This window comes from Flavobacterium erciyesense, from assembly GCF_018069925.1.
Classification (GTDB): Bacteria; Bacteroidota; Bacteroidia; order Flavobacteriales; family Flavobacteriaceae; genus Flavobacterium; species Flavobacterium erciyesense.
Genome location: NZ_JAGPXB010000003.1, coordinates 29,912 through 51,032, shown reverse-complemented (window position 1 = coordinate 51,032; position 21,121 = coordinate 29,912). Strand labels below are relative to the sequence as shown.

General features: G+C 34.0%; 19 protein-coding genes. 8 read left to right on the top strand and 11 right to left on the bottom strand.

Annotation, left to right across the window (positions count from 1 at the left end):
* Positions 1-48: 48 nt before the first annotated feature.
* The gene (locus KBJ98_RS04640; RefSeq protein ID WP_210788484.1) at positions 49-1,116 is read right to left on the bottom strand and encodes a branched-chain amino acid aminotransferase; all 1,068 of its coding nucleotides are present in this window, start codon (positions 1,114-1,116) and stop codon (positions 49-51) included.
* A 299-nt stretch (positions 1,117-1,415) separates the two neighbouring features.
* Here KBJ98_RS04640 and mnmD point away from each other — a divergent pair, with 299 nt between their 5' ends.
* Together mnmD and KBJ98_RS04630 are read left to right on the top strand one after the other, a co-directional pair.
* Positions 1,416-2,078: a tRNA (5-methylaminomethyl-2-thiouridine)(34)-methyltransferase MnmD gene (gene mnmD / locus KBJ98_RS04635; protein WP_210788483.1), complete on the top strand. Its 663-nt coding sequence runs from the start codon at positions 1,416-1,418 to the stop codon at positions 2,076-2,078.
* Positions 2,079-2,213: 135 nt separating this feature from the next.
* The gene (locus KBJ98_RS04630; RefSeq protein ID WP_166135405.1) at positions 2,214-2,411 is read left to right on the top strand and encodes a hypothetical protein; all 198 of its coding nucleotides are present in this window, start codon (positions 2,214-2,216) and stop codon (positions 2,409-2,411) included.
* Between the two features lie 61 nt (positions 2,412-2,472).
* Here KBJ98_RS04630 and KBJ98_RS04625 read toward each other — a convergent pair whose 3' ends face one another.
* Positions 2,473-3,414 (bottom strand): LysR substrate-binding domain-containing protein, encoded by a 942-nt coding sequence (locus KBJ98_RS04625; RefSeq protein WP_210788482.1) that lies wholly within the window; start codon positions 3,412-3,414, stop codon positions 2,473-2,475.
* 148 nt (positions 3,415-3,562) lie between these two features.
* Between KBJ98_RS04625 and KBJ98_RS04620 the strand changes: the two genes are divergently transcribed.
* The 4 genes from KBJ98_RS04620 (at position 3,563) to can (ending at position 6,887) form a co-directional block, all read left to right on the top strand.
* Positions 3,563-3,850, top strand: a complete 288-nt coding sequence (locus KBJ98_RS04620; protein ID WP_210788481.1) for a hypothetical protein — start codon at positions 3,563-3,565, stop codon at positions 3,848-3,850.
* 62 nt (positions 3,851-3,912) lie between these two features.
* A complete protein-coding gene (locus tag KBJ98_RS04615) occupies positions 3,913-5,526 on the top strand; it encodes a SulP family inorganic anion transporter (RefSeq protein ID WP_210788480.1) in 1,614 nt (537 codons plus the stop codon).
* Between the two features lie 5 nt (positions 5,527-5,531).
* Positions 5,532-6,176, top strand: a complete 645-nt coding sequence (locus KBJ98_RS04610; protein WP_210788479.1) for a carbonic anhydrase family protein — start codon at positions 5,532-5,534, stop codon at positions 6,174-6,176.
* 75 nt (positions 6,177-6,251) lie between these two features.
* Positions 6,252-6,887 carry a carbonate dehydratase gene (gene can, locus KBJ98_RS04605; protein WP_210788478.1) on the top strand — a complete coding sequence of 212 codons (636 nt, stop codon included), beginning with the start codon at positions 6,252-6,254 and terminating at the stop codon, positions 6,885-6,887.
* A gap of 27 nt (positions 6,888-6,914) precedes the next feature.
* Here can and KBJ98_RS04600 read toward each other — a convergent pair whose 3' ends face one another.
* The gene (locus tag KBJ98_RS04600) at positions 6,915-8,114 is read right to left on the bottom strand and encodes an LETM1-related biofilm-associated protein (RefSeq protein WP_210788477.1); all 1,200 of its coding nucleotides are present in this window, start codon (positions 8,112-8,114) and stop codon (positions 6,915-6,917) included.
* Between the two features lie 201 nt (positions 8,115-8,315).
* Positions 8,316-9,083 (bottom strand): superoxide dismutase, encoded by a 768-nt coding sequence (locus tag KBJ98_RS04595; protein ID WP_449536182.1) that lies wholly within the window; start codon positions 9,081-9,083, stop codon positions 8,316-8,318.
* 241 nt (positions 9,084-9,324) lie between these two features.
* On the opposite strand from KBJ98_RS04595, the gene KBJ98_RS04590 reads away from it, so the two are divergent.
* Positions 9,325-10,245: a YihY/virulence factor BrkB family protein gene (locus KBJ98_RS04590; RefSeq protein WP_210788476.1), complete on the top strand. Its 921-nt coding sequence runs from the start codon at positions 9,325-9,327 to the stop codon at positions 10,243-10,245.
* Between the two features lie 90 nt (positions 10,246-10,335).
* Here KBJ98_RS04590 and KBJ98_RS04585 read toward each other — a convergent pair whose 3' ends face one another.
* From KBJ98_RS04585 to KBJ98_RS04560, 6 genes are all read right to left on the bottom strand, one after another.
* A complete protein-coding gene (locus tag KBJ98_RS04585; protein WP_166135429.1) occupies positions 10,336-12,141 on the bottom strand; it encodes an acyl-CoA dehydrogenase family protein in 1,806 nt (601 codons plus the stop codon).
* A 39-nt stretch (positions 12,142-12,180) separates the two neighbouring features.
* Positions 12,181-13,362 (bottom strand): acetyl-CoA C-acyltransferase, encoded by a 1,182-nt coding sequence (locus KBJ98_RS04580; protein WP_210788475.1) that lies wholly within the window; start codon positions 13,360-13,362, stop codon positions 12,181-12,183.
* A gap of 80 nt (positions 13,363-13,442) precedes the next feature.
* Positions 13,443-15,833 (bottom strand): 3-hydroxyacyl-CoA dehydrogenase/enoyl-CoA hydratase family protein, encoded by a 2,391-nt coding sequence (locus KBJ98_RS04575; protein ID WP_210788474.1) that lies wholly within the window; start codon positions 15,831-15,833, stop codon positions 13,443-13,445.
* A 76-nt stretch (positions 15,834-15,909) separates the two neighbouring features.
* Positions 15,910-16,395 (bottom strand): MarR family winged helix-turn-helix transcriptional regulator, encoded by a 486-nt coding sequence (locus tag KBJ98_RS04570; protein WP_210788473.1) that lies wholly within the window; start codon positions 16,393-16,395, stop codon positions 15,910-15,912.
* A 531-nt stretch (positions 16,396-16,926) separates the two neighbouring features.
* Complete coding sequence (locus tag KBJ98_RS04565) at positions 16,927-17,526, bottom strand: nitroreductase family protein (protein WP_210788472.1); 600 nt, start codon at positions 17,524-17,526, stop codon at positions 16,927-16,929.
* Between the two features lie 68 nt (positions 17,527-17,594).
* Positions 17,595-18,674, bottom strand: a complete 1,080-nt coding sequence (locus tag KBJ98_RS04560; protein WP_210788471.1) for an L-dopachrome tautomerase-related protein — start codon at positions 18,672-18,674, stop codon at positions 17,595-17,597.
* An 80-nt stretch (positions 18,675-18,754) separates the two neighbouring features.
* On the opposite strand from KBJ98_RS04560, the gene KBJ98_RS04555 reads away from it, so the two are divergent.
* Positions 18,755-19,099 (top strand): winged helix-turn-helix transcriptional regulator, encoded by a 345-nt coding sequence (locus KBJ98_RS04555; protein ID WP_210788470.1) that lies wholly within the window; start codon positions 18,755-18,757, stop codon positions 19,097-19,099.
* Between the two features lie 161 nt (positions 19,100-19,260).
* On the opposite strand, the gene KBJ98_RS04550 is transcribed toward KBJ98_RS04555, so the two are convergent.
* Entirely contained in the window at positions 19,261-21,036 is a 1,776-nt protein-coding gene (locus KBJ98_RS04550; RefSeq protein ID WP_210788469.1) for an AMP-dependent synthetase/ligase, read from the bottom strand.
* Positions 21,037-21,121: the final 85 nt, after the last annotated feature.

Below are 21,121 nucleotides of genomic sequence, written 5' to 3'. Positions count from 1 at the left end.
TTTTCACAGAGAAAATCGCTTTTTTTCTATCCAAATTTGGAGGTATTTTTAAATTTTAACGGTCCATCCAAAAGTATCTTCTTCTAATTTGTTTTGAATGTTTGTTAGCTTTTCTTTCAATTGATTAGCTACAGTAGATTCAAGCTTAGGTAATTCAAAATATTCGTCTTTATAAGAAAATCCAGATATTGGGCTCACAACAGCTGCAGTACCTGCTCCAAAAATTTCTTGTAAAGTTCCATCTTTTGCGGCAGCAACAAGCTCATCTACCAATACAGAGCGTACCTCTACATTAATGCCTTCGCTTTTGGCTAATTCAATCAAGGTTTTTCTAGTAACACCGTCCAAAATACGTTCGCTAACAGGAGCTGTAAGAAGTGTGTTGTTGATTCTGAAAAACACGTTCATTGTTCCCGCCTCTTCTAATTTTGTATGTGTTGCATCGTCAGTCCAAATTACTTGTTGAAATCCTTGCTTGTTGGCAAGCGTTGTTGGGTAAAATTGTGCTCCGTAATTTCCAGCCGCTTTTGCTGCGCCAATACCGCCATTGGCTGCGCGACTGTAGTGTTCTGCGATAAGTACTTTGACATCTCCAGCATAATATGATGTTACTGGCGACAAAATGATCATAAATTTATAATCGTCTGATGGATTTGCGATTACTCCTGTTCCGTTTGCAATCATAAACGGTCTAATGTACATGGCATTTCCTTTTCCTTTTTTGATCCAAGCTTCATCAAGTTGCAACAATTGACGAAGACCACTCATAAAAAGCTCTTCTGGTACTTCAGGCATTGCCATACGTACAGCTGATTTATTGAATCTATTGAAATTTTCGTCAGGTCTAAAAAGCCAAATTTCATCTGCTTCATTTTTATAGGCTTTCATTCCTTCAAAAATGGCTTGCCCGTAATGAAAAACTCTTGTTGAAGGGTCTAATAAAAATGGCGCATATGGTTTAATAACTGGTTGTTGCCATTCTCCATTTTTAAAGTCGCATTCAAATAAGTGATCCGTAAATACAGACCCAAAGCTTAAGTTGCCAAAATCTACGTCGTTTATTTTGGTAGTCGCAGCTTTAATAATTTCAATTTGGGTAGTTTGAGTAGTACTCATAGTTGTATACTGTTTTTTGATTTTATTTTAAATGAAAGCCTGCATTTCTTGCATTGCTCGCAGGGCCTCCCTTAATATTTGCAAAATTAAATAAAATTCAGTACAATTCTTATCAATAAACTATTAATTATGTCTTTTTGGTGAGATTTGTTTATTTTGTAAAAAATCCATTCGAACTTGTTTGTTTTATGCGAGTTTTGTGCAAAAAACATGCAGATTTTAAGGCTATCATTTTAGTTTTGATTAATTTTGAAGAGGGTTTTAATGCAATTTAAACATCAATAACTAAGAGTAACACGTTGAAAAGAGAAATTATTCAAACACTTGATGGTTCAACAACCATACATTTAACAGATTGGGACGAATGTTACCACTCTAAGCACGGTGCCATTCAAGAGGCGCAGCATGTATTCATTAAAAATGGATTGGCTCTATTTCCAAATCAAGAAGTAGCGTTACTCGAAATTGGTTTTGGAACTGGGCTCAATGCTTTCATTACACTATTAGAGTCCGAGAAAAGAAACCAAACTATTCATTATGTGGGAGTAGAGGCTTATCCTGTTGCTGCCGAAGAAGTTTTACAAATGAATTATGTCGTCGAGCTAAACGCCGGTGATCAATTGGAGCTATTTCAAAAAATGCATCAATGTCCTTGGGGAGAAGGTACTATTTTAAAAGATAATTTTACCCTTTTAAAAAGGCAACAGTTTTTTGAAAATATTACTGATATCGATTGTTTTGATTTAATTTATTTTGATGCTTTTGGCTACCGCGTGCAACCTGAACTTTGGAGTACTGCCATTTTTGAAAAAATGTATAAAGCATTAAAATCAGGAGGTGTTTTGGTGACTTACGCAGCGCGCGGAGTAGTTAAAAGGAGTATGATTGAGGTTGGTTTTACGGTCGAAAAATTAGCGGGACCACCTGGCAAAAGAGAAATGTTTAGGGCATTTAAAAAGTAATTAGGGTCGTTGTGGTTAGCATTGTGCTAGGATACTAAAATAGCTAATACAACGTTAAATTTATGTGCAGTTAATTAAATTGTAGTATTTTTACAAAAAAAAACAATCAAAATATCAATTAAATCTTCATTTACTATGTCGAAAATCATGTATGATTATACAAAATCAATTTTGGAAAGAGTAAGTTTTGATCCCACTTTATTTTGCAAAGAGTTAGAAAAAGCTATAAAAACGCTTCTTCCTTATGAGTTGGAACAATTGCGCGAATGGCTTTTAAATTTTACAGTTGAGAAACCAGAGTTAAAACAATGTTTGATTTTAGTCAATTCGTAAACAATCGAAAAATAATAGAGTACAAAAAAAAAGTCGGAATCAAATTCCGACTTTTTTTATGCTATTTTTTTGGCATTGAACTAATGATTTCTATATTTTGAAATACAATTGCTCCTTTGATAACGCCGGCAATCGTGCTTCGTAATGCATCGATAATTTGAATTTTTAATTCATTTTTCGGAAATATTAAACTTACTTCTCTTGCAGGTTTTGGTTCTTTAAAATGACGAAGTTTTAGTTTGTCTTTTTCTTTTAAATCTAAAGTATGCAAGTAAGGCAGTAGCGTGGTACCTAAACCTTCATCTGCTAACTTAATAAGGGTTTCAAAACTGCCACTTTCAATTTGAAAATGACTAATTTCATTTCGGTCACCAGTTTTGCATAAGTTTAGAATGCCGTCTCTGAAGCAATGTCCGTCTTGTAACAATAGAATTTCATTTAAATTTAAATCAGCTACTTCAATTTCATTTTTTTGAAAGTGATGATGACTTTCAGGAATGTAAGCCACAAAGGGTTCATAATAAAGAACTATTTCTTTAATTTTTTCTTCCAGAAGTGGCGTTGCCGCTATTCCAGCATCAAGATGACCGTTATTCAATTTAGTAATAATCTCTGAAGTGTTTAATTCCTCAATGATCAATTTTACTTTTGGATATTTTTTGATAAAGTTGTTTAAAAACATCGGAAGTAGAGTAGGCATGATGGTTGGAATTATACCAAGCCTGAATTCACCACCTATAAATCCTTTTTGTTGCTCTACAATATCTTGAATCCGATCTGCCTCTACAACAATATTTTTTGCTTGATTTACAATCTTTTGCCCAATATCCGTTAATTGAATTGGTTTTTTAGTTCTATCAAAAATTTGAATATTAAGTTCTTCCTCAATTTTTTGAATTTGCATACTCAAAGTAGGTTGTGTAACAAAGCACTTTTCAGCCGCGAGAGTGAAGTTTTTGTATTCGGCTACCGCCAAAACGTATTTTAATTGAGTAATTGTCATCGAATAATAAAATTTTATACAAAGATAAAAACTATCGATTTAATTTATATGTTTTTTAACTTCTAAAAACTTAAATATTTTTAGTATTTTAGTTAACAAATATGAAATTCTCTGCCATTTTTCTTAACTAAAAAGATATTTTTGCCACATGAAGTCAGTAGCTCCTATTTTACTTTTCTTTTTTATTGCTTTTTTGTCAACGCCAACTATTGTGAGTTTGATAGAAAATGATACTGATATTAGCATGTTTTACAGTTTCTCAGAGGAAGAAGTAAATAAAAATTTCAAGGAAATAAAAGCAGAATTGAAGCAAAATTTTGATTATCCCATTGTTGTTGCTAAACCATCTTTGAATTCTGAAATTATTTCGGAAAATTTATCTCGTCATGACACTGTTTTAGAAAAAATATTTTCTCCACCGCCAGAATTTATTTAATACATTTTTGATCGTTTTCAAATTGTTTGAAAACCAGTTACATATTTAAATAATTTAATGGTATGACCAAAAAAATCAATGTTTTTGCGAATTTAAAATCTGATTTTTCTTCAGGTTTAGTAGTTTTTCTTGTGGCTTTGCCACTGTGTCTCGGTATTGCTTTGGCAAGTGGAGCACCTTTATTTTCGGGTATTATTTCAGGAGTAATTGGTGGGATAGTAGTTGGCTATTTAAGTCAATCTCATCTTAGCGTCTCTGGTCCCGCAGCGGGTTTAACAGCAATTGTTTTAACCGCAATTACCGATTTGGGTTCATTTAATTCCTTTCTTTTAGCCGTATTAATTGCCGGAATCATTCAATTAGTTTTGGGTTTTATAAAGGCGGGTACAATATCAAATTATTTTCCAAACAATGTGATTGAAGGTATGCTCGCTGGTATTGGGGTGATTATCATTCTCAAACAAATTCCACATGCGTTCGGTTATGATCCGGATTTTGAAGGAGACGAAGCCTTTTTTCAACTAGATGGGCAAAATTCATTTTCTGAAATATTTCAAGTAGTGAATCATGTTCAATTAGGGTCTATAATTATAGCCTTGATATCACTAGCTATTTTAATACTTTGGAATAAAATTACCTTTTTGAAAAGTATAAAGCTAGTTCCGCCAGCTTTAGTTGCGGTAATAGTGAGTATTTTATTAAATGAATTTTTTATTCAGTCTGGCAGTAATTTAGCTATTTTAAAAGAACATTTGGTAAGTCTTCCTGTTCCAACCTCGTTAGAAGAATTTAAAAACATTATTGTTACACCAGATTTTAGTGCTATTTCAAATTCTAAAGTTTGGATTGTTGCCATAACAATTGCCGTTGTGGCTTCTATTGAGACTTTATTGTGTATTGAAGCTTCTGATAGAATGGATGCTTTAAAACGATATACCAATACGAATGTAGAATTAAAAGCACAAGGAATTGGTAATATTTTAAGTGCTCTTTTGGGTGGTTTGCCAATGACTTCAGTAGTTGTTAGAACTACTGCTAATAACACTGCGGGAGCAAAATCAAAAATGTCTACAATAATTCATGGTGGTCTTTTGCTTGTAAGTGTTTTGGCAATACCATCGATATTGAATAAAATTCCTTTGGCAACATTGGCAGCCGTGTTGTTAATGGTTGGTTATAAATTAGCAAATCCTGCTACGGTAAAGCATTTTTGGGAAAAAGGGAAATATCAATTCATACCATTTATAGCAACATTTGCGGCCGTAGTTTTCACAGATTTGTTAAAAGGAGTTGCTTTAGGGATGATAATTAGTGTTATTTTCGTTTTAAAAGGAAATATGAAACGCGCTTATAATTTTAGAAAAGAACAATACCAAGATGGAGATGTTATTCATATCGATTTGGCTCAAGAGGTTTCTTTTTTGAATAAAGCAGCCATTAAAGAGACAATTGCATCTATTCCTTCAAATTCAAAAGTGATTATCAATGCATCCGATACGGTATATATAGCGCACGATGTATTAGATTTAATTAAAGAATTTAAGAAAATTAGGTCCAAAGAAGAAAATATCAAAGTAAAACTAATTGGCTTTAAAGAAGGCTATGATCTTGAAAATAGTGGTGAAGATGAAAAGCACGTTTTTGTCGAATCTAAAAAAAATAATTACAAAAATTAAAATAAATGAAAGCACATAATAGAGAATCGCAAGCTCAAATGACGCCACAAAAAGCGTTGGATTATTTAAAAGAAGGAAATCAAAGATTTATGAGTAATTTAAAAGCTCATAGAGATTTGTTAGAACAAGCTAATGCAACAGTTGATGGTCAATGGCCATTTGCAACCATATTAAGTTGTATCGATAGTAGAACATCTGCAGAACTGATTTTTGACCAAGGTCTAGGAGATGTTTTTTCAGTTAGAATAGCGGGTAATGTAGTGAATACTGATATTTTGGGAAGTATGGAATTTGCTTGTAAAGTTGAAGGTTCTAAACTAATTGTGGTTTTGGGGCATACCAAATGTGGCGCAATAAAAGGCGCCTGCGATCACGTAGAAATGGGGAATTTAACTGAATTGTTGTCTAAAATTCAACCCTCAGTTTATCAAGAGAGTGAAACCCTAACGGAGAGAAGTTCAAAAAATGCAACTTTCGTTGAAAACGTATCTCAAATCAACGTAAAAAGAAATGTAAACAGTATTCTAGAACGTAGCCCAATCCTAAAGCAAATGATTGAAAATGGTGAAATTGGTATTATTGGAGCAATGCATAATTTAGAAACAGGTGAAGTTACTTTTTATGAAGATGCCTCTTTTATCAATAACTAAATAATTTAATAGTAATACTAAAAACCATTAATTAGCAAGATTAATGGTTTTTTTTATTTGTAGGATCAATAAATCATGAGCGAATATTATCAAAAATTACTAGAAAATAATAAAAAATGGGTAGAGAGTCAATTGGCTGTTGATAAAGATTTTTTTAAAGATTTGGCTAAAGGACAAAATCCGCAATTGTTATGGATAGGCTGTTCTGATAGTCGCGTTCCTGCAAACGAAATTGTAGGTGCAAAACCAGGCGAAGTTTTTGTTCACAGAAATATTGCCAACATGGTGGTTCACTCTGATATGAATATGTTGAGTGTGCTTGATTATGCTGTTAATGTTTTAAAAGTAAAGCACGTGATTGTTTGCGGCCATTATGGTTGCGGAGGTGTAAAGGCAGCCATGGGCAATCAATCTATTGGGATTATTGACAATTGGATTCGTCATATTAAAGATGTGTATCGTTTACATCATGTGCACTTGGATACGATTGCAGATGAAACTACTCGTTTTAATACTTTCGTAGAATTGAACGTGAAAGAACAAGTTTTTGATTTGGCCAAAACATCAATAGTTCAAGGCGCATGGCGTAATGGTCAAGATTTAACCCTACATGGTTGGGTTTACGGTTTGAATTCAGGTTTTGTAACTGATTTAGAGGTAAACATCAGTTTTGAGAAAGATCTTGATGATGTATATCAACTTAAATTTTAAATATTTAGCCGCTAACTAGCGGCTTTTTCATTCTTCTTCTAAATTTTCATTAAACGCTGAAGGCAATAATTTGGGTATAAATTTAACTAAGATAGGCAACAACAAACTACCGCCCGGAAGCAAAAATATTGTTAGTGAAGGAATCGTTTTACATATTTCTAATAGTTGTTTTTTTACCTTTCTCTTTTCTTTTTCGTCTAAATCGCGGTGTGTAGAATGGGCTAATAGCACCATTAATTCTTTGCTTTGCAGCAATTCTTTTAATAATCTATTCTTATTGCGGCTTATGAGTGTTACAACACTTTGAGTTGTTTGATCATAAAAGTGTTTTACAGGATTCGAGTAATTAAAATAAGGAATTTCTTTTTTGTATCGTGCAATAAAATCATGTGCATTTTTCACACTTTCTTCTACAAATTCTTCTGATACCTCAAGTGCAGTACCTAAGGAATGTAAAAAATAGGTTTCGTCGTTTTCGATTTCTTGATCACTCCACAAAGCCATTCCTACCAAATCAATGAAATATTTTTTTTCCAACTCGTGTGTAAAGTACTCGAGTTGCAATGCATCAATACTTTGAGCTGTTACTTTCGAAAATTTGCTATATCTGATAGAAGCCTCAAATAATTTGATTAATAAATCATCATATTGTGATTTTGTAGATTTTATTTTTAAAGCTAGAGTTACTAAATTTACAATGGTTTCTTCAATTTTTTTTAGGTATTTCTCAGGTATTTCACCATGAACTAAATACTGTCTAAAGGCCAAAACATCAATAAAAAGTAGGGCATTAGTAACCAAGTGAGAAAAATTCTTGCTTATAATACTGTCATTGGTTTGTACTCGTTGGTCAATAATTTTTTCTAAAGTTAGTGACGTAGAGTTTTTTGGGAGTATTTTTTTCAACAAACTAAATCCTTCTGGATTCATTTCGTTGTAAAAAGCAACTGCTCGTTGAGCAAAAATACTTGTGTCAATTGTAGTTGTACTTTGGCAAAAAACGCTGTATAGTGCATTAAGTAAAGCTACTTTTGAGATTTCCTCTTTAAACCAACCTTTGGTTTCAATTGGATTTGGAACGTCAAAATCAATAATATGGCCGTAAATAAATCCAGTTGCTCGTACTTTTTGATAAAAGATAGCACTGTCAACCGATACCATTGTATTTGTAAAATGTTGTTCGGCGAAAAATTTATCGATCCAACCTGATGTTGATGGGTTAATCATTGTTTAATTTTGAGATTGCAAAGCTATACTATTTTAGATTAGTTTTTAAAGCTACTATTTTAGTTTAACAAACAAATTACAATTAGTTGAAATGGAATATAGTTCCAAGTATTATTTTGATTTTTTCAGCAAATAAATTCAAAATAATAAAAGCTCCTAAACAATCGTTTAGGAGCTTTAGTAATGCTTTTTAAATCTAATTTAAGATTTGAATAAATTTTCAGCTTCTTCCCAATTAACTAAGTTCCAAAACGAAGCAATGTAATCTGCTCTACGGTTTTGATTTTTTAGGTAATAGGCATGTTCCCAAACGTCAAGAGCCAAAACCGGTTTCCCTTTCAGTCCATTTCCTTTCAAACGCATCAAAGGATTATCCTGATTAGCTGTAGAACCAATAACAAGTTTACCATCTTTAACTACTAACCAAGCCCAACCTGAACCAAATCGCTTGGTTGCTGCATCAGTAAATTGTTTTTTAAACTCTTCAAATGAGCCAAAACTAGAATTTACAGCTGTAGCAAGCGTACCTTGAGGTACTCCGCCACCTTTTGGACTCAGTAAATTCCAAAATAATGAGTGATTGTAATGGCCACCTGCATTATTGCGTATTCCTTCTGGAAATTTATTGATGTTTTCAAAAATAGATTCTAATGAGTTACTCATTCCAATCAAATTTTTATCAATGGTCTCTAGCCCTTTATTTAAGTTGTTTACATAAGCCTGATGGTGCTTGCTATGGTGAATTTCCATTGTTGCTTTATCAAAATGAGGCTCTAAGGCATCATAGGGGTAGGCCAGTTTTGGTAAAGAATACGTTCCCATAACGTCAATTACAGCTTCATTTGGAGGGAAGATGACATTTTTTTCATTCGCAAAAGTTTGACTTAACAAACTAGATCCTAGAATTGTTCCTGTAGATAATAGAGCTGTTTGTTTTAAAAAGCTTCTTCGGCTATTGTTGTTTTCCATGACGGTTTATTTTTTCTACTAATTAGAGTTGTATTTTAATCCTTAAAATTAGTTCTTTAAATAGTATTTCAAGTTAAGAATCACTTAAATTTTGATGATCCTACTACTATAATATTGCGTTGTAAATTATGGTTTTAAGTGTAATTATATAAAAAACTGAAATAAAAGCAATTGTTTTAGTTCGTAAATTTGCTTTCTAAGTTAAAATTATATTGTTGGTTTATCGAGTAAAAGTAAAACTATGAATAAAAAAGAAATTGCAAAAAATGGCTGGACCATGCTGGTACAAACATTTGACGAGTTTAATACTGATAACGCTATAAAATTAAGTGCTTCCTTATCCTATTATACTATTTTTTCGTTACCGCCTTTACTGATTATTATTTTGTCAGTTTTTAGTTTTTTCTTTGGTGAAGAGGCTGTTAATGGTAGGTTTTTTGGACAGATTAATGGTATGGTCGGTAATCAAGCAGCTTTGCAAATTCAAGAAACGATTAGAAATATCGAATTATCTGATAGTAATGCATTTGCAGCTACATTCGGAGGAATAATGCTTTTGGTGGGAGCTTCGGGGGTTTTTGCTGAGATTCAAAGTTCCATTAATTCAATATGGGGTCTTAGAGCAAAACCCAATAAAGGCATTGTGAAATTTATAAAAAACAGATTAATGTCTTTTTCTATGATTGCTTCTGTGGGTTTTTTATTGATGGTAAGTTTAATGGTAAACACCGTAATGGATATCATCAACGCTAGATTACTGGTTTATTTTCCAGATACAACGGTGTACATTTTTTATATTTTTAATATTTTACTTCTCTTTTTTACCACTACAATTTTATTTGCTGTGATTTTTAAAACGTTACCATACGGCGAAATTGTATGGAAAGATGCTTTAATAGGTTCTAGTTTTACCTCACTTTTTTTTATGATTGGTAAGTTTGCGATTGGTTTTTATTTGGGTAGTTCTACCGTAGCCACTGTTTATGGTGCGGCCGGATCGGTAGTTATTATTTTAGTTTGGGTATATTACTCGGCTATTATTTTATATTTTGGTGCGGAGTTTACTAAAGTTTATGCTAATTCTCATGGAAATAAAATAATTCCTAATGCCTATGCGGTTGCCATTAAAGTCGAAGTTTTAGAAGTTCCGAAGAGGAAGTAAGTCGCTCTAATTCCAAAACTAAGACATAAAAAAACCGCCTTGTTCTTTGAGGATCCAAGGCGGTTAAAAAAAAACTAAAAACTAAATTTATTAGAAACAATATTCGTTTTCGGCTACTAATTTTGCCGTAATTGTTTCTTTCAATGCCACTACATTTGGCATGTTGGTGTATTTTGTAAAACGACGTAAACCCATAAGCATCATGCGTTGTTCATCGCCTTCAGCAAAAGATATAATCGCTTCTTTTCCTTTTTGAGTAACAATGTCCACTGCTTGGTACAAGTACAATTGTGCCATTGCAATTTGCTCTTTTACTTTGTCTTCGCCTTCTTTTTTGGCTAATTTTTCAGTTCTAAGCAAAGTACTTTCTGCCATGTAAATCTCGATCAACATATCAGAAGCTGACATCAAGATTTGTTGGTGCGAATCTAATTCGGTTCCAAATTTTTGAACGGCACTTCCAGCAACCATCATGAATGCTTTTTTCAGCTTCACGATCATCTCTTTTTCTTCAGCAAGTAATTCAGAGTAATCAGGAGTATCAAATGATGGAATACCCATTAATTCTTCACCAACTTTAGTAGCTGGTCCTAATAAATCAACGTGTCCTTTCATTGCTTTTTTAATCAACATACCTACTGAAAGCATTCTGTTGATTTCATTTGTTCCCTCGTAGATACGTGCAATACGTGCATCTCTCCAAGCGCTTTCCATTGGTGTATCTTCAGAGAAGCCCATGCCTCCAAAAATTTGAATTCCTTCGTCTGAACAGTTTTGAACATCTTCAGAAACCGCTACTTTTAAGATAGAACATTCGATAGCATATTCTTCAACACCTTTTAATTCAGCTTCTTGGTGCGAAACTCCTGCAGCCTCACGCGCAATGATACGATCTTCAATATCTTTTGCAGCACGGTACGATGCGCTTTCGCCAGCGTAACAGCTAGTTGCCATATCCGCTAATTTAGCACGAATGGCACCAAATTGAGAAATTGCAGTATTAAATTGGATTCTTTCATTAGCATATTTAACAGCTCCAGTAATTACTCTACGTTGTGCATCCAAACAAGCAGCTGCCAATTTGATACGACCTACGTTAAGTGCATTCATTGCAATTTTGAAACCGTTACCTCTTTCAGATAACATGTTCTCTACAGGAACTTTTGTCTCGTTGAAGAATACTTGACGTGTAGAGGAAGCACGAATTCCTAATTTGTGCTCTTCTTCTCCCATCGAAATTCCGTTATCAGGAGTGTTTTCTACAATAAAACCAGTAATGTTTTTGTCATCACCAATTCTTGCGAATACGATAAAAACGCTACAGAATCCTGCATTCGAAATCCACATTTTTTGACCAGTGATAGAGTAGTGGGTACCGTCTTCAGATAAAACTGCTTTTGTTTTTCCAGAATTAGCATCTGATCCAGCGCCTGGTTCTGTCAAACAGTAAGCACCAAACCATTCGCCAGAAGCTAATTTTGGTACGTACTTTTGCTTTTGCTCTTCAGATCCATAAAGTGTAATTGGCATAGTTCCAATTCCGGTATGAGCTCCAAATGCAGTTGAGAAAGATCCTGTTGCTCCTGAGATGTAATCACATACAAGCATTGTTGATACGAACCCCATTCCTAATCCGCCGTAAGCCTCAGGAACAGCTACTCCTAGCAATCCTAGATCTCCAGCTTTTTTCATTGTTTCTTGTGTGTACGCGTAATCTTTTTTCTCAAAACGATCTTTGTGTGCCCACAATTCTTTGTCTACAAACTCCTTTACAGAGTCGCGCATCATTAATTGTTCTTCTGTGAAATCTTCTGGTGTGAAAATATCTTCACATTTTGTTTCTTTTACTAAAAACTGACCACCACGGGTTACGTCTTTTTCAATTGTATCTGCCATTTTTTATTTTTTTAATATGTTTTTATTTTAATCCTAAGCTTACAAAAGTTCGAAAACACCCGCAGAACCTTGACCAGTTCCTACACACATAGAAACAATTCCGTATTTGCTGCCGCGACGTTGCATTTCGTCAAATAATTGAACAGAAAGTTTAGCACCTGTACATCCTAGAGGATGCCCTAAAGCAATTGCTCCACCATTCACGTTAATAATTTCTGGGTTCAAATCAAGTTCACGAGTTACAGCTAATGCTTGAGAGGCAAAAGCTTCATTAAGCTCAATTAAATCAATATCATTAATTGTTAAACCTGCTTGTTTTAAAACCTTTGGAATTGCTTTTACTGGCCCAATACCCATGATTCTTGGCTCTACGCCAGCTGATGCAAAATTTACTAATCGTGCAATAGGTGTAATATTCAATTCTTTCACCATTTCTTCGCTCATGATCAAAACAAAAGCAGCTCCATCACTCATTTGCGATGAGTTTCCTGCAGTAACACTACCATTTGCTTCAAAAACAGGACGTAATCCAGCCAAAGCTTCTTTTGATGTACCAGCTCTTGGACCTTCGTCTTTATTTACAACGTATGATTTGGTTTCTTTTTTTCCATTTTCATTTAAAAACGTTTGCTCTACAGTAATTGGTACAATTTGTTTGTCAAATTTTCCGTCTGCTTGTGCTTGCAATGCTTTCATGTGAGAGTTGTAAGCAAACTCATCCTGGTCTTCGCGAGATACTTTAAACTGTTGTGCTACAGCTTCGGCAGTTAATCCCATTCCCCAATAGTAGTCTTCGTTTCCTGCTTTTGCCACAGCATAATCAGGAGTTGGCTTGTAACCTCCCATTGGAATAAAACTCATACTTTCTGCTCCACCTGCAATAATGCAGTGTGCCATTCCTGATTGGATTTTAGCAGTAGCCATTCCAATTGTTTCAAGACCAGAAGCACAATATCTATTAACAGTAACTCCAGGAACATCCTCTACTTTTAATCCCATTAAGGAGATCAATCGAGCTACGTTTAAACCTTGTTCTGCTTCCGGCATGGCATTGCCTACCATTACGTCATCGATACGTGTTTTATCAAAATCAGGCAACTCGTTCATCATGAATTCGATGGTCTCCGCTGCCAATTCATCAGGTCTTTTAAATCTAAAAACTCCCTTTGGTGCTTTACCAACTGCAGTTCTGTATGCTTTTACGATATAGGCTGTTTTCATAAGTATTATTTTGAATTTTGACTGATAAACTCTCAATGCATTGCATTTTTTATTTATCAGTCATAATTTATAAGTTAAAATTAATTACGTAGCGGTTTCCCTTTAGTTAGCATAAATTGGATGCGCTCTAAAGTTTTTCTCTCTGTACAAAGTGATAAAAAGGCTTCTCTCTCAATGTCTAACAAGTATTGCTCGCTTACTAAAGTTGGCTCAGATAAATCTCCTCCGGCCATTACGTAAGCTAATTTGTTAGCGATTTTTTTATCGTGTTCAGAGATGTACTTACCTGCCTGCATTTGATCTGTTCCTACTAAGAACATTCCTAATGCTTGCTTACCTAATACTTTAATGTCTTTACGTTGAATTGGTTGAGTGTAACCTGCTTCTGCCATTAACAATGCGTGTTTTTTAGCTTCAGCGATCTGACGATCTTTGTTTACTACAATGATGTCTTTACCATGCTGTAACAATCCTGTATCAAAAGCCTCATAACCAGAAGTAGATACTTTTGCCATAGCAATAGTCAAGAAGTACTCTTGTAATACATTCAACTCCACGTCATTTTTATGAAATAAATCAGCAGCACGTAAAGTCAATTCTTTTGATCCACCACCACCAGGGATAACACCTACACCAAATTCTACAAGTCCCATGTACGTCTCTGCAGCAGCAACAACTTTGTCGGCATGCAAACTCATTTCGCAACCACCACCAAACGTCATTCCGTGAGGAGCAACTACAACTGGAATTCCAGAGTAACGCACGCGCATCATGGTGTCTTGGAACATTTTGATTGCCATATTCAATTCGTCATACTCTTGCTCTACAGCCATCATGAAAATCATTCCGATGTTGGCCCCAACTGAGAAATTGGCAGCTTGATTTCCAATAACCAAACCTTGATATTCTTTTTCAGCCAAATCAATCCCTTTATTGATAGCTTGTAATACATCACCACCAATAGTATTCATTTTTGATTGGAATTCTAGGTTTAAAATTCCGTCTCCTAAATCTTGAATAATGGCTCCACTGTTGCTCCAAACTTTCTTGCTTTCGCGAATGTTGTTCAAAATGATAAATGCATCCTGACCAGGAACTTTGATCTGATTTTTAGTAGGAATGTTGTAAAAGTAAGTAGCACCTTCTTTTACAGTGTAAAAACTGTTGCTACTAGAAGCTAACATTTCTTCAACCCAAGCAGCAGGAGTTACTCCTTCGGCTTTCATAATTTCAATTCCTTTTGCAACACCAATTGCATCCCAAATTTCAAATGGACCATTTTCCCATCCAAAACCAGCTTTCATGGCATCATCAATCTTGTATAATTCGTCTGCTATTTCAGGAATACGGTTTGATACGTAAGCAAATAAACCTGCAAAACTCTTTCTATAAAATTCCCCAGCTTTGTCTTTGCCCTTAACTAAAACTTTAAAACGGTTAATTGGCTTATCAATAGTTTTAGTTAACTCTAAAGTTCCAAACGATGCTTTTTTGGCCGCTCTGTAGGTTAAAGTTTCTAGATCAAGTGTTAGGATTTCTTTGCCTTCTTTTTTGTAAAAACCTTGACCAGTTTTACTACCTAGCCATTTGTTTTCCATCATTTTGCTTACAAATGTCGGCAGTTTAAACAAATCATGTTGCTCATCAGTTGGGCAGTTTTCATAAATACCGTTGGCAACGTGTACCAATGTGTCAAGACCAACAACATCAACAGTTCTAAAAGTTGCTGATTTTGGACGACCTATAACTGGTCCAGTTAATTTATCAACTTCTTCAATAGTTAATCCCATTTCTTGAACTAGGTGGAATAAACTTTGGATGCCGTAAATACCAATTCTGTTTCCAATAAAAGCAGGGGTATCTTTAGCAACAACCGACGTTTTTCCTAAAAATTTCTCTCCATAAACAGTAAGGAAGTCAAGAACTTCAGTTGAAGTGTGAGGTCCTGGAATAATTTCGAATAATTTCAGGTAACGAGCAGGGTTGAAAAAGTGAGTTCCACAAAAATGTTTCTGGAAATCTTCACTACGACCTTCACTCATAAAATGAATCGGAATACCAGATGTGTTTGAAGTAACCAATGTACCCGGTTTTCTGAATTTTTCAATTTGTTCAAAAACAAGTTTTTTAACATCCAATCGCTCTACAACAACTTCAATAATCCAATCAACACCAGCAATTTTTGCCATGTCATCAGTAGTATTTCCAGTTGTAATGCGGCTTGCAAATTTTTGACTGTAAATAGGGGATGGTTTCGATTTTAACGAATTAGCTAGACTATCGTTTACCAAACGATTTCTAACAATTTTACTCTCTAATGTCAAGCCTTTTTTTGCTTCGGCCTCCGTTAATTCTCTCGGTACAATATCCAAGAGTAAAACTTCAACTCCGATGTTAGCAAAATGGCAAGCAATTCCAGAACCCATGATTCCAGACCCAATTACTGCAACTTTTTTAATGGTGCGTTTCATACTTATTTTAATTTGTTTCTGAGCTGTAGTCTATTGCAGTTTTTTCTGAATTTCCTACAAACCCTATTAATGTTGTTTATGATTGTGTTTGGTTTACCAATTCACCCTTAGCTTCTGAATGTTCAATTGTTGTGAAAATATTTTTGTCGACAATCAGTTCATTGATAATCTCAGCTACTTCTATAAAATGCTGCAATTTTTCGTCTGAAACATGCGCTTTTACAGCTTCATTAAATTTCAGAACAGTATTTTTTGATAAATCTCTTTTTTCTTTTCCAAAAGGAGTTAAATAAATTAATACACCGCGGCCATCCTCTGGATTTTTTTTTCTTGTGATTAGTCCTTTCTCCTCCATAGATTTTAATGTTCTGGTTAAGCTAGTGGCTTCCATTCCCATTTTTGGTCCCAAAGAAGTAGAGGGCGTACCACCTTCCTTATCTATGCTCAACAAAGCAAAACCTGTTGCCATGCTAGCATCGTACTTCGAAGCTTCTTCGTTGTACATTCTTGCAACGGCTTGCCAAGTGGCACGTAAAATATAATCTATCGTTTTTTCTTTCATGTGTAACTATATCGATTTCAAATATAATAAAAATAATACTATGCACGCATAATATATTTGTTTTTTTTTTCAAAAATAATTTTGTACTTACAAAATTGTAGTTGTAAATCAGTGAAGTAACTATTTTTCGTCTTAGGGCATGTCCCTTTGGGTCGGGCTATTCGTTTTATCTTTTATATCGTGACTTGAAATAAGTCACGATATAAAAGGATATCACTGCTATCCCTCATGCAGGAATTAATTACTTAGTAGACGTTTAAATTTTTAAAAATAATGTAAAAATAAAAAGCACCTATGAAATAACATAAGTGCCTTTTAGCAGTGTTCATGATGACTTACCACAAATTAAGTCAAAGTTTTTTTTGATTTCCATCACAAGTAAAAAGTAGTTTCGATTTGCAAGCAAATTGTAAGTGAGCAATTCTTTTACAAGAAAAGGACTTACTTGTGGTATATATTGCTAGTTCATTGGATTAAACAGCTTTTGTAAAGCATTATATCACTTGAGCTGAATTTTTTATTTCGATCGAACTAAATAGTCTCGATAATATCTACAATTTCTAATCTACTTTTAGGTTTGCGGTCTGGTTGGTTGGAGTCATTTTCATCTCTGAGTCCTATAGCAACTGCAAATACAGCAGAGTAGTCCTTTAATTTTAAAATAGCGTTGTATTCCTTACTATTTATTCCTTCCATAGGCGTAGAATCAATAGACATACTAGCGCATGCGCTCAAGAAAAAACCTAGAGAGAGATATACTTGATTGTGAAACCATGATTTTATAGCATCCTCAGGTAATGGTTTTATGAACTGATTGTAATAGCCAATTGCTCCCTCTGGAAGGTTAGTGTTGATTTGATTTTCAAATTTTGAAATAGTATCGATGGCACAAAAAACTATCAAGTGACTTGCCTCTTTAATTTTTTGCTCATTAAAGAAGGAGACTTCCGCTAGTTGACTTTTGATTTCTTCGTTGGATATAAAAACAAATTTCCAAGGCTGACTATTGATAGAGGAAGGACTCAATCGCAGAATTTCTTGTAATTGTTCTATTTTACTATCAGATATTTTTTGTGTTGCGTTATACTTTTTTGTTGTATATCTATTTTTTGCTAAAGATGTAAATTCCATTTTTATATTGTTTTATATTTTTTACTAATGAAGAAGATTCATTTTAGTGCCCTTTTTTTAAAACTGACTTATTCTATTTTGAACTTGTATATGTAATATGGTGCTTTTCCTAAATCGGTTGTGCCAGTAAAAGCTACTGTTTTGTGTAATTGATTAACAGCAATGTAAAGATATTGTCCTTGGATACTAACGTTGTCTGGCCATAGTAACCTATTGTCGCGAATCAACCCTTGTAGTTTTTTGGTTTTAGTGTTCCATTTATCAATACCCTTATCGTTTAAATTTGTAAAATAATGATCGCCATTTCTGCTGGTTGTTGCTCCATCGGAAATAGGTTTTTTGCCTATTTTTTTTACCGTAGCCAAAATTTCTTTATCACTTTTATTAGCTCTAATTGCTTTGGCAGAAATGCTGTACCAAGTTTTTCCATTCATAGCGCCGTAAAATATTGTTTCTTTATCCTCAGAAATTGAAATTGGGTCAACTGCTACTCGAGATGGTTTGCCACCAAAATAAATGAGTTCAGAGTCAATGACAGTGTTTACGTCCTCACTTAAAAATGAGGGATGTTGTTGCAAACGTTTTGCTTCTTTAGTATTTAAGTTTAAAACTATTAAACCAGGATTTGCAATATCTGCAAGGTATACAAAGCCATTTTTAATATCGACTACCAAATCTTGAACAAATGAATTGGGAGGTGCAATTGTAGTAGGAAAAGTAAATGTCAAAATATTTTCTTTTGTCACTGCATCAAAAGCAAATAATCTGGTTTTACCAAAATTTACTCCCATGTCAATTACCCAAATATTGCCATTAATATCAGTTGTGATTCCTAAGGGTGTATCAAAGGTTTTTTCAGTAGGAGCTTGTCCATCTTTGCGTTGCCAACTTTGGTTTGGGAATGCTTCATAGGTTGTTTTATCTTTTACAACAATTAACTGCATTGAGTGATTCCCAAAAGGGTGAATCGTTGAGAAAATCAAGCCTTTATTATTTACTGCAACGTTACCTGGTCGCATATTCATTTCTAAAACGACTTCTAATTGATCGTCAACATTTTTTTTTTGTTGTGCGTATACATAATTTGTTGTGGATGTGAATATTGCTATTGCACCTACAAGAAACGGAATTAAACTGATTTTCTTCATTTTATACTATATTTTTTATAGTTACAAAATTAGGTATAGTTGTTTAACTTTGCAAGAACGGATAAAATGTATAGTAGTAGATGTATTGTATAGATAATAAAGAATTTCCTTGTAGCACAAGCTTGACAATGAAATATATAGGTGGCAAATGGAAGGCTGTAATTCTTATTCACTTAATTGAAAAAAAAAGGTATCATGAACTCCGAAAAGAACTTTCGATGGTTACAGAGCGAACAATCAGTCTTCAATTAAAGGAATTAGAAGCCGATGGTTTAGTAATTCGAACTGTTCATACTGCCAAACCACCTCTAAAAGTAGAGTATGAATTGACAGATTTTGGTAGAACATTAATTCCTTTACTTACCGCTATTGCAAATTGGGGTGAAGATACCGCGCGGAATAACAATCAAAATCAGATACTTTAATTAAAAGAGTAAGCCGCCAAAGATTTTTCTGAGGCGGCTTGCTTATGGATTTAATTTATTTTTAAGCGCGAAACTTTATTTTGATTAGATGTTAAACTTTATTGAGGAAAGCAATTTATCATTTGTAAATTATCCATCTGTCTCTTTTCCTTAATTGGTAATTAGCTGTAAATCTTGTCAAACAAATCAGCGTATTTTTGTAGCACAATTTTACGTTTTAATTTTAGAGTTGGCGTAAGCTCTCCACCTTCAATAGACCACACATCTGAGGTAAGTTCAAAGCGTTTGATTTTTTCCCAATTTCCAAATTTTTCATTCAAAGTGTCTACTTCTTCTTGAATGCGCTCAATTACTTGTGCATTTGTACTAATTTCTTTATTGGTTTTTCCAATATCGATTTTGTGTATATTTGCCCATTCGCGTAAAAAGTCAAAACTTGGTTGAATGAAAGCAGCAGGCATTTTTTGGCCATCACCAATTACCATAATTTGTTCTATAAAGCGAGATTGCTTCATGGTATTTTCGATAGATTGTGGTGCAATGTATTTTCCTCCTGAGGTTTTAAACATTTCTTTTTTTCTATCGGTGATTTTTAAAAATCCATCTGAGTCAAATTCGCCGATATCACCCGTATGGAAATAGCCATCTACAATTACCTCGTTGGTTAATTTTTCGTCTTTGTAATAGCCCATCATTACATTTTTTCCTTTACATAGTATTTCTCCGTCTTCGGCTATTTTAACAGAAAGGTTCACAATTGGTTTTCCTACGGTTCCTACACGAAAACCTTTGTTTCGTATATCGTTTACTGAGATTACTGGAGACGTTTCGGTTAAACCATAACCTTCCATTACAGGGATTTGTGCTGCTGCAAATATTCTAGCCAAACGAGGTTGTAAGGCTGCGCTACCCGAAACCATCAAATCTAGTTTTCCGCCAAGGCCTTCTTTCCATTTACTGAAAATTAGTTTTCTTGCAATTCCAAGTTGTAATTCGTACCAAATTCCGTTTTTTCCGTAAGGTTGGTATTCTAAACCTAAATCAATAGCCCAGAAAAATAGTTTTTTCTTGATTCCAGTTAACTCAGTTCCTTTAGCGTAAATTTTATCATATACTTTTTCAAGTAATCTTGGTACAGCAGTAATTACAGTAGGTTGTACTTCTTTAATATTGTCGCTAATTTTTTCAATTGATTCTCCAAAATAAATAGACACTCCGTAATATTGGTAGAGATACAAAATCATTCTTTCAAAAATATGGCATATCGGTAAAAAACTCAATGCTCTACTTTTACCTGCTTCGAAAGGAATGCGAGGTGCGCTATCTAAAACATTGGAAACAATATTTTGATGCGATAACATAACTCCCTTGGGTTTTCCGGTAGTACCTGAGGTATAAATTATTGTAGCTAATTCTTCTGTTGCCACATTGTTTTTTCTTTCTTCTACTTCATTTTGATTGCTAGTATCAGCACCTAAATCAAGTACTGCCGACCAGTGTGCACTACCTTCGATAGTATTGAAGGTATATACTTCTTTTAATAAAGGAACTTTATGTTTTATTAGGTTTACTTTTCGTAAAACTTCAGCGTCTGAAACAAAACAATAAATAGCACCTGAGTGATTTAAAATGTATTCGTAATCATCTTCAGAAATAGTAGGATAGATGGGCACAGTTTGCGCTCCGGTTTGCAGGACACCAATATCCATGATATTCCATTCTGTGCGATTGTTGGATGAAATGAGGGCAATTTTATCGTTTTTTTGTACCCCAAGACGCAAAAGTCCACGTGAAATGGCGTTTGCCTTGGCAATATATTCTTGTGTTGAAGTTTTAATCCAGGTACCATCTTGTTTGCTTACTAAAGCATCTGGGATAGAATTGTATTTTTCCTGCTGATAATACGGAAAATCAAAGAGGCGTGTGATATTTATCATTATTGGGATATTGGATTTTTATGCAAATTAAAATAAAAATAGTTATAAAATTTTAAAATATGTAATTATATGTCGATTTGACAGC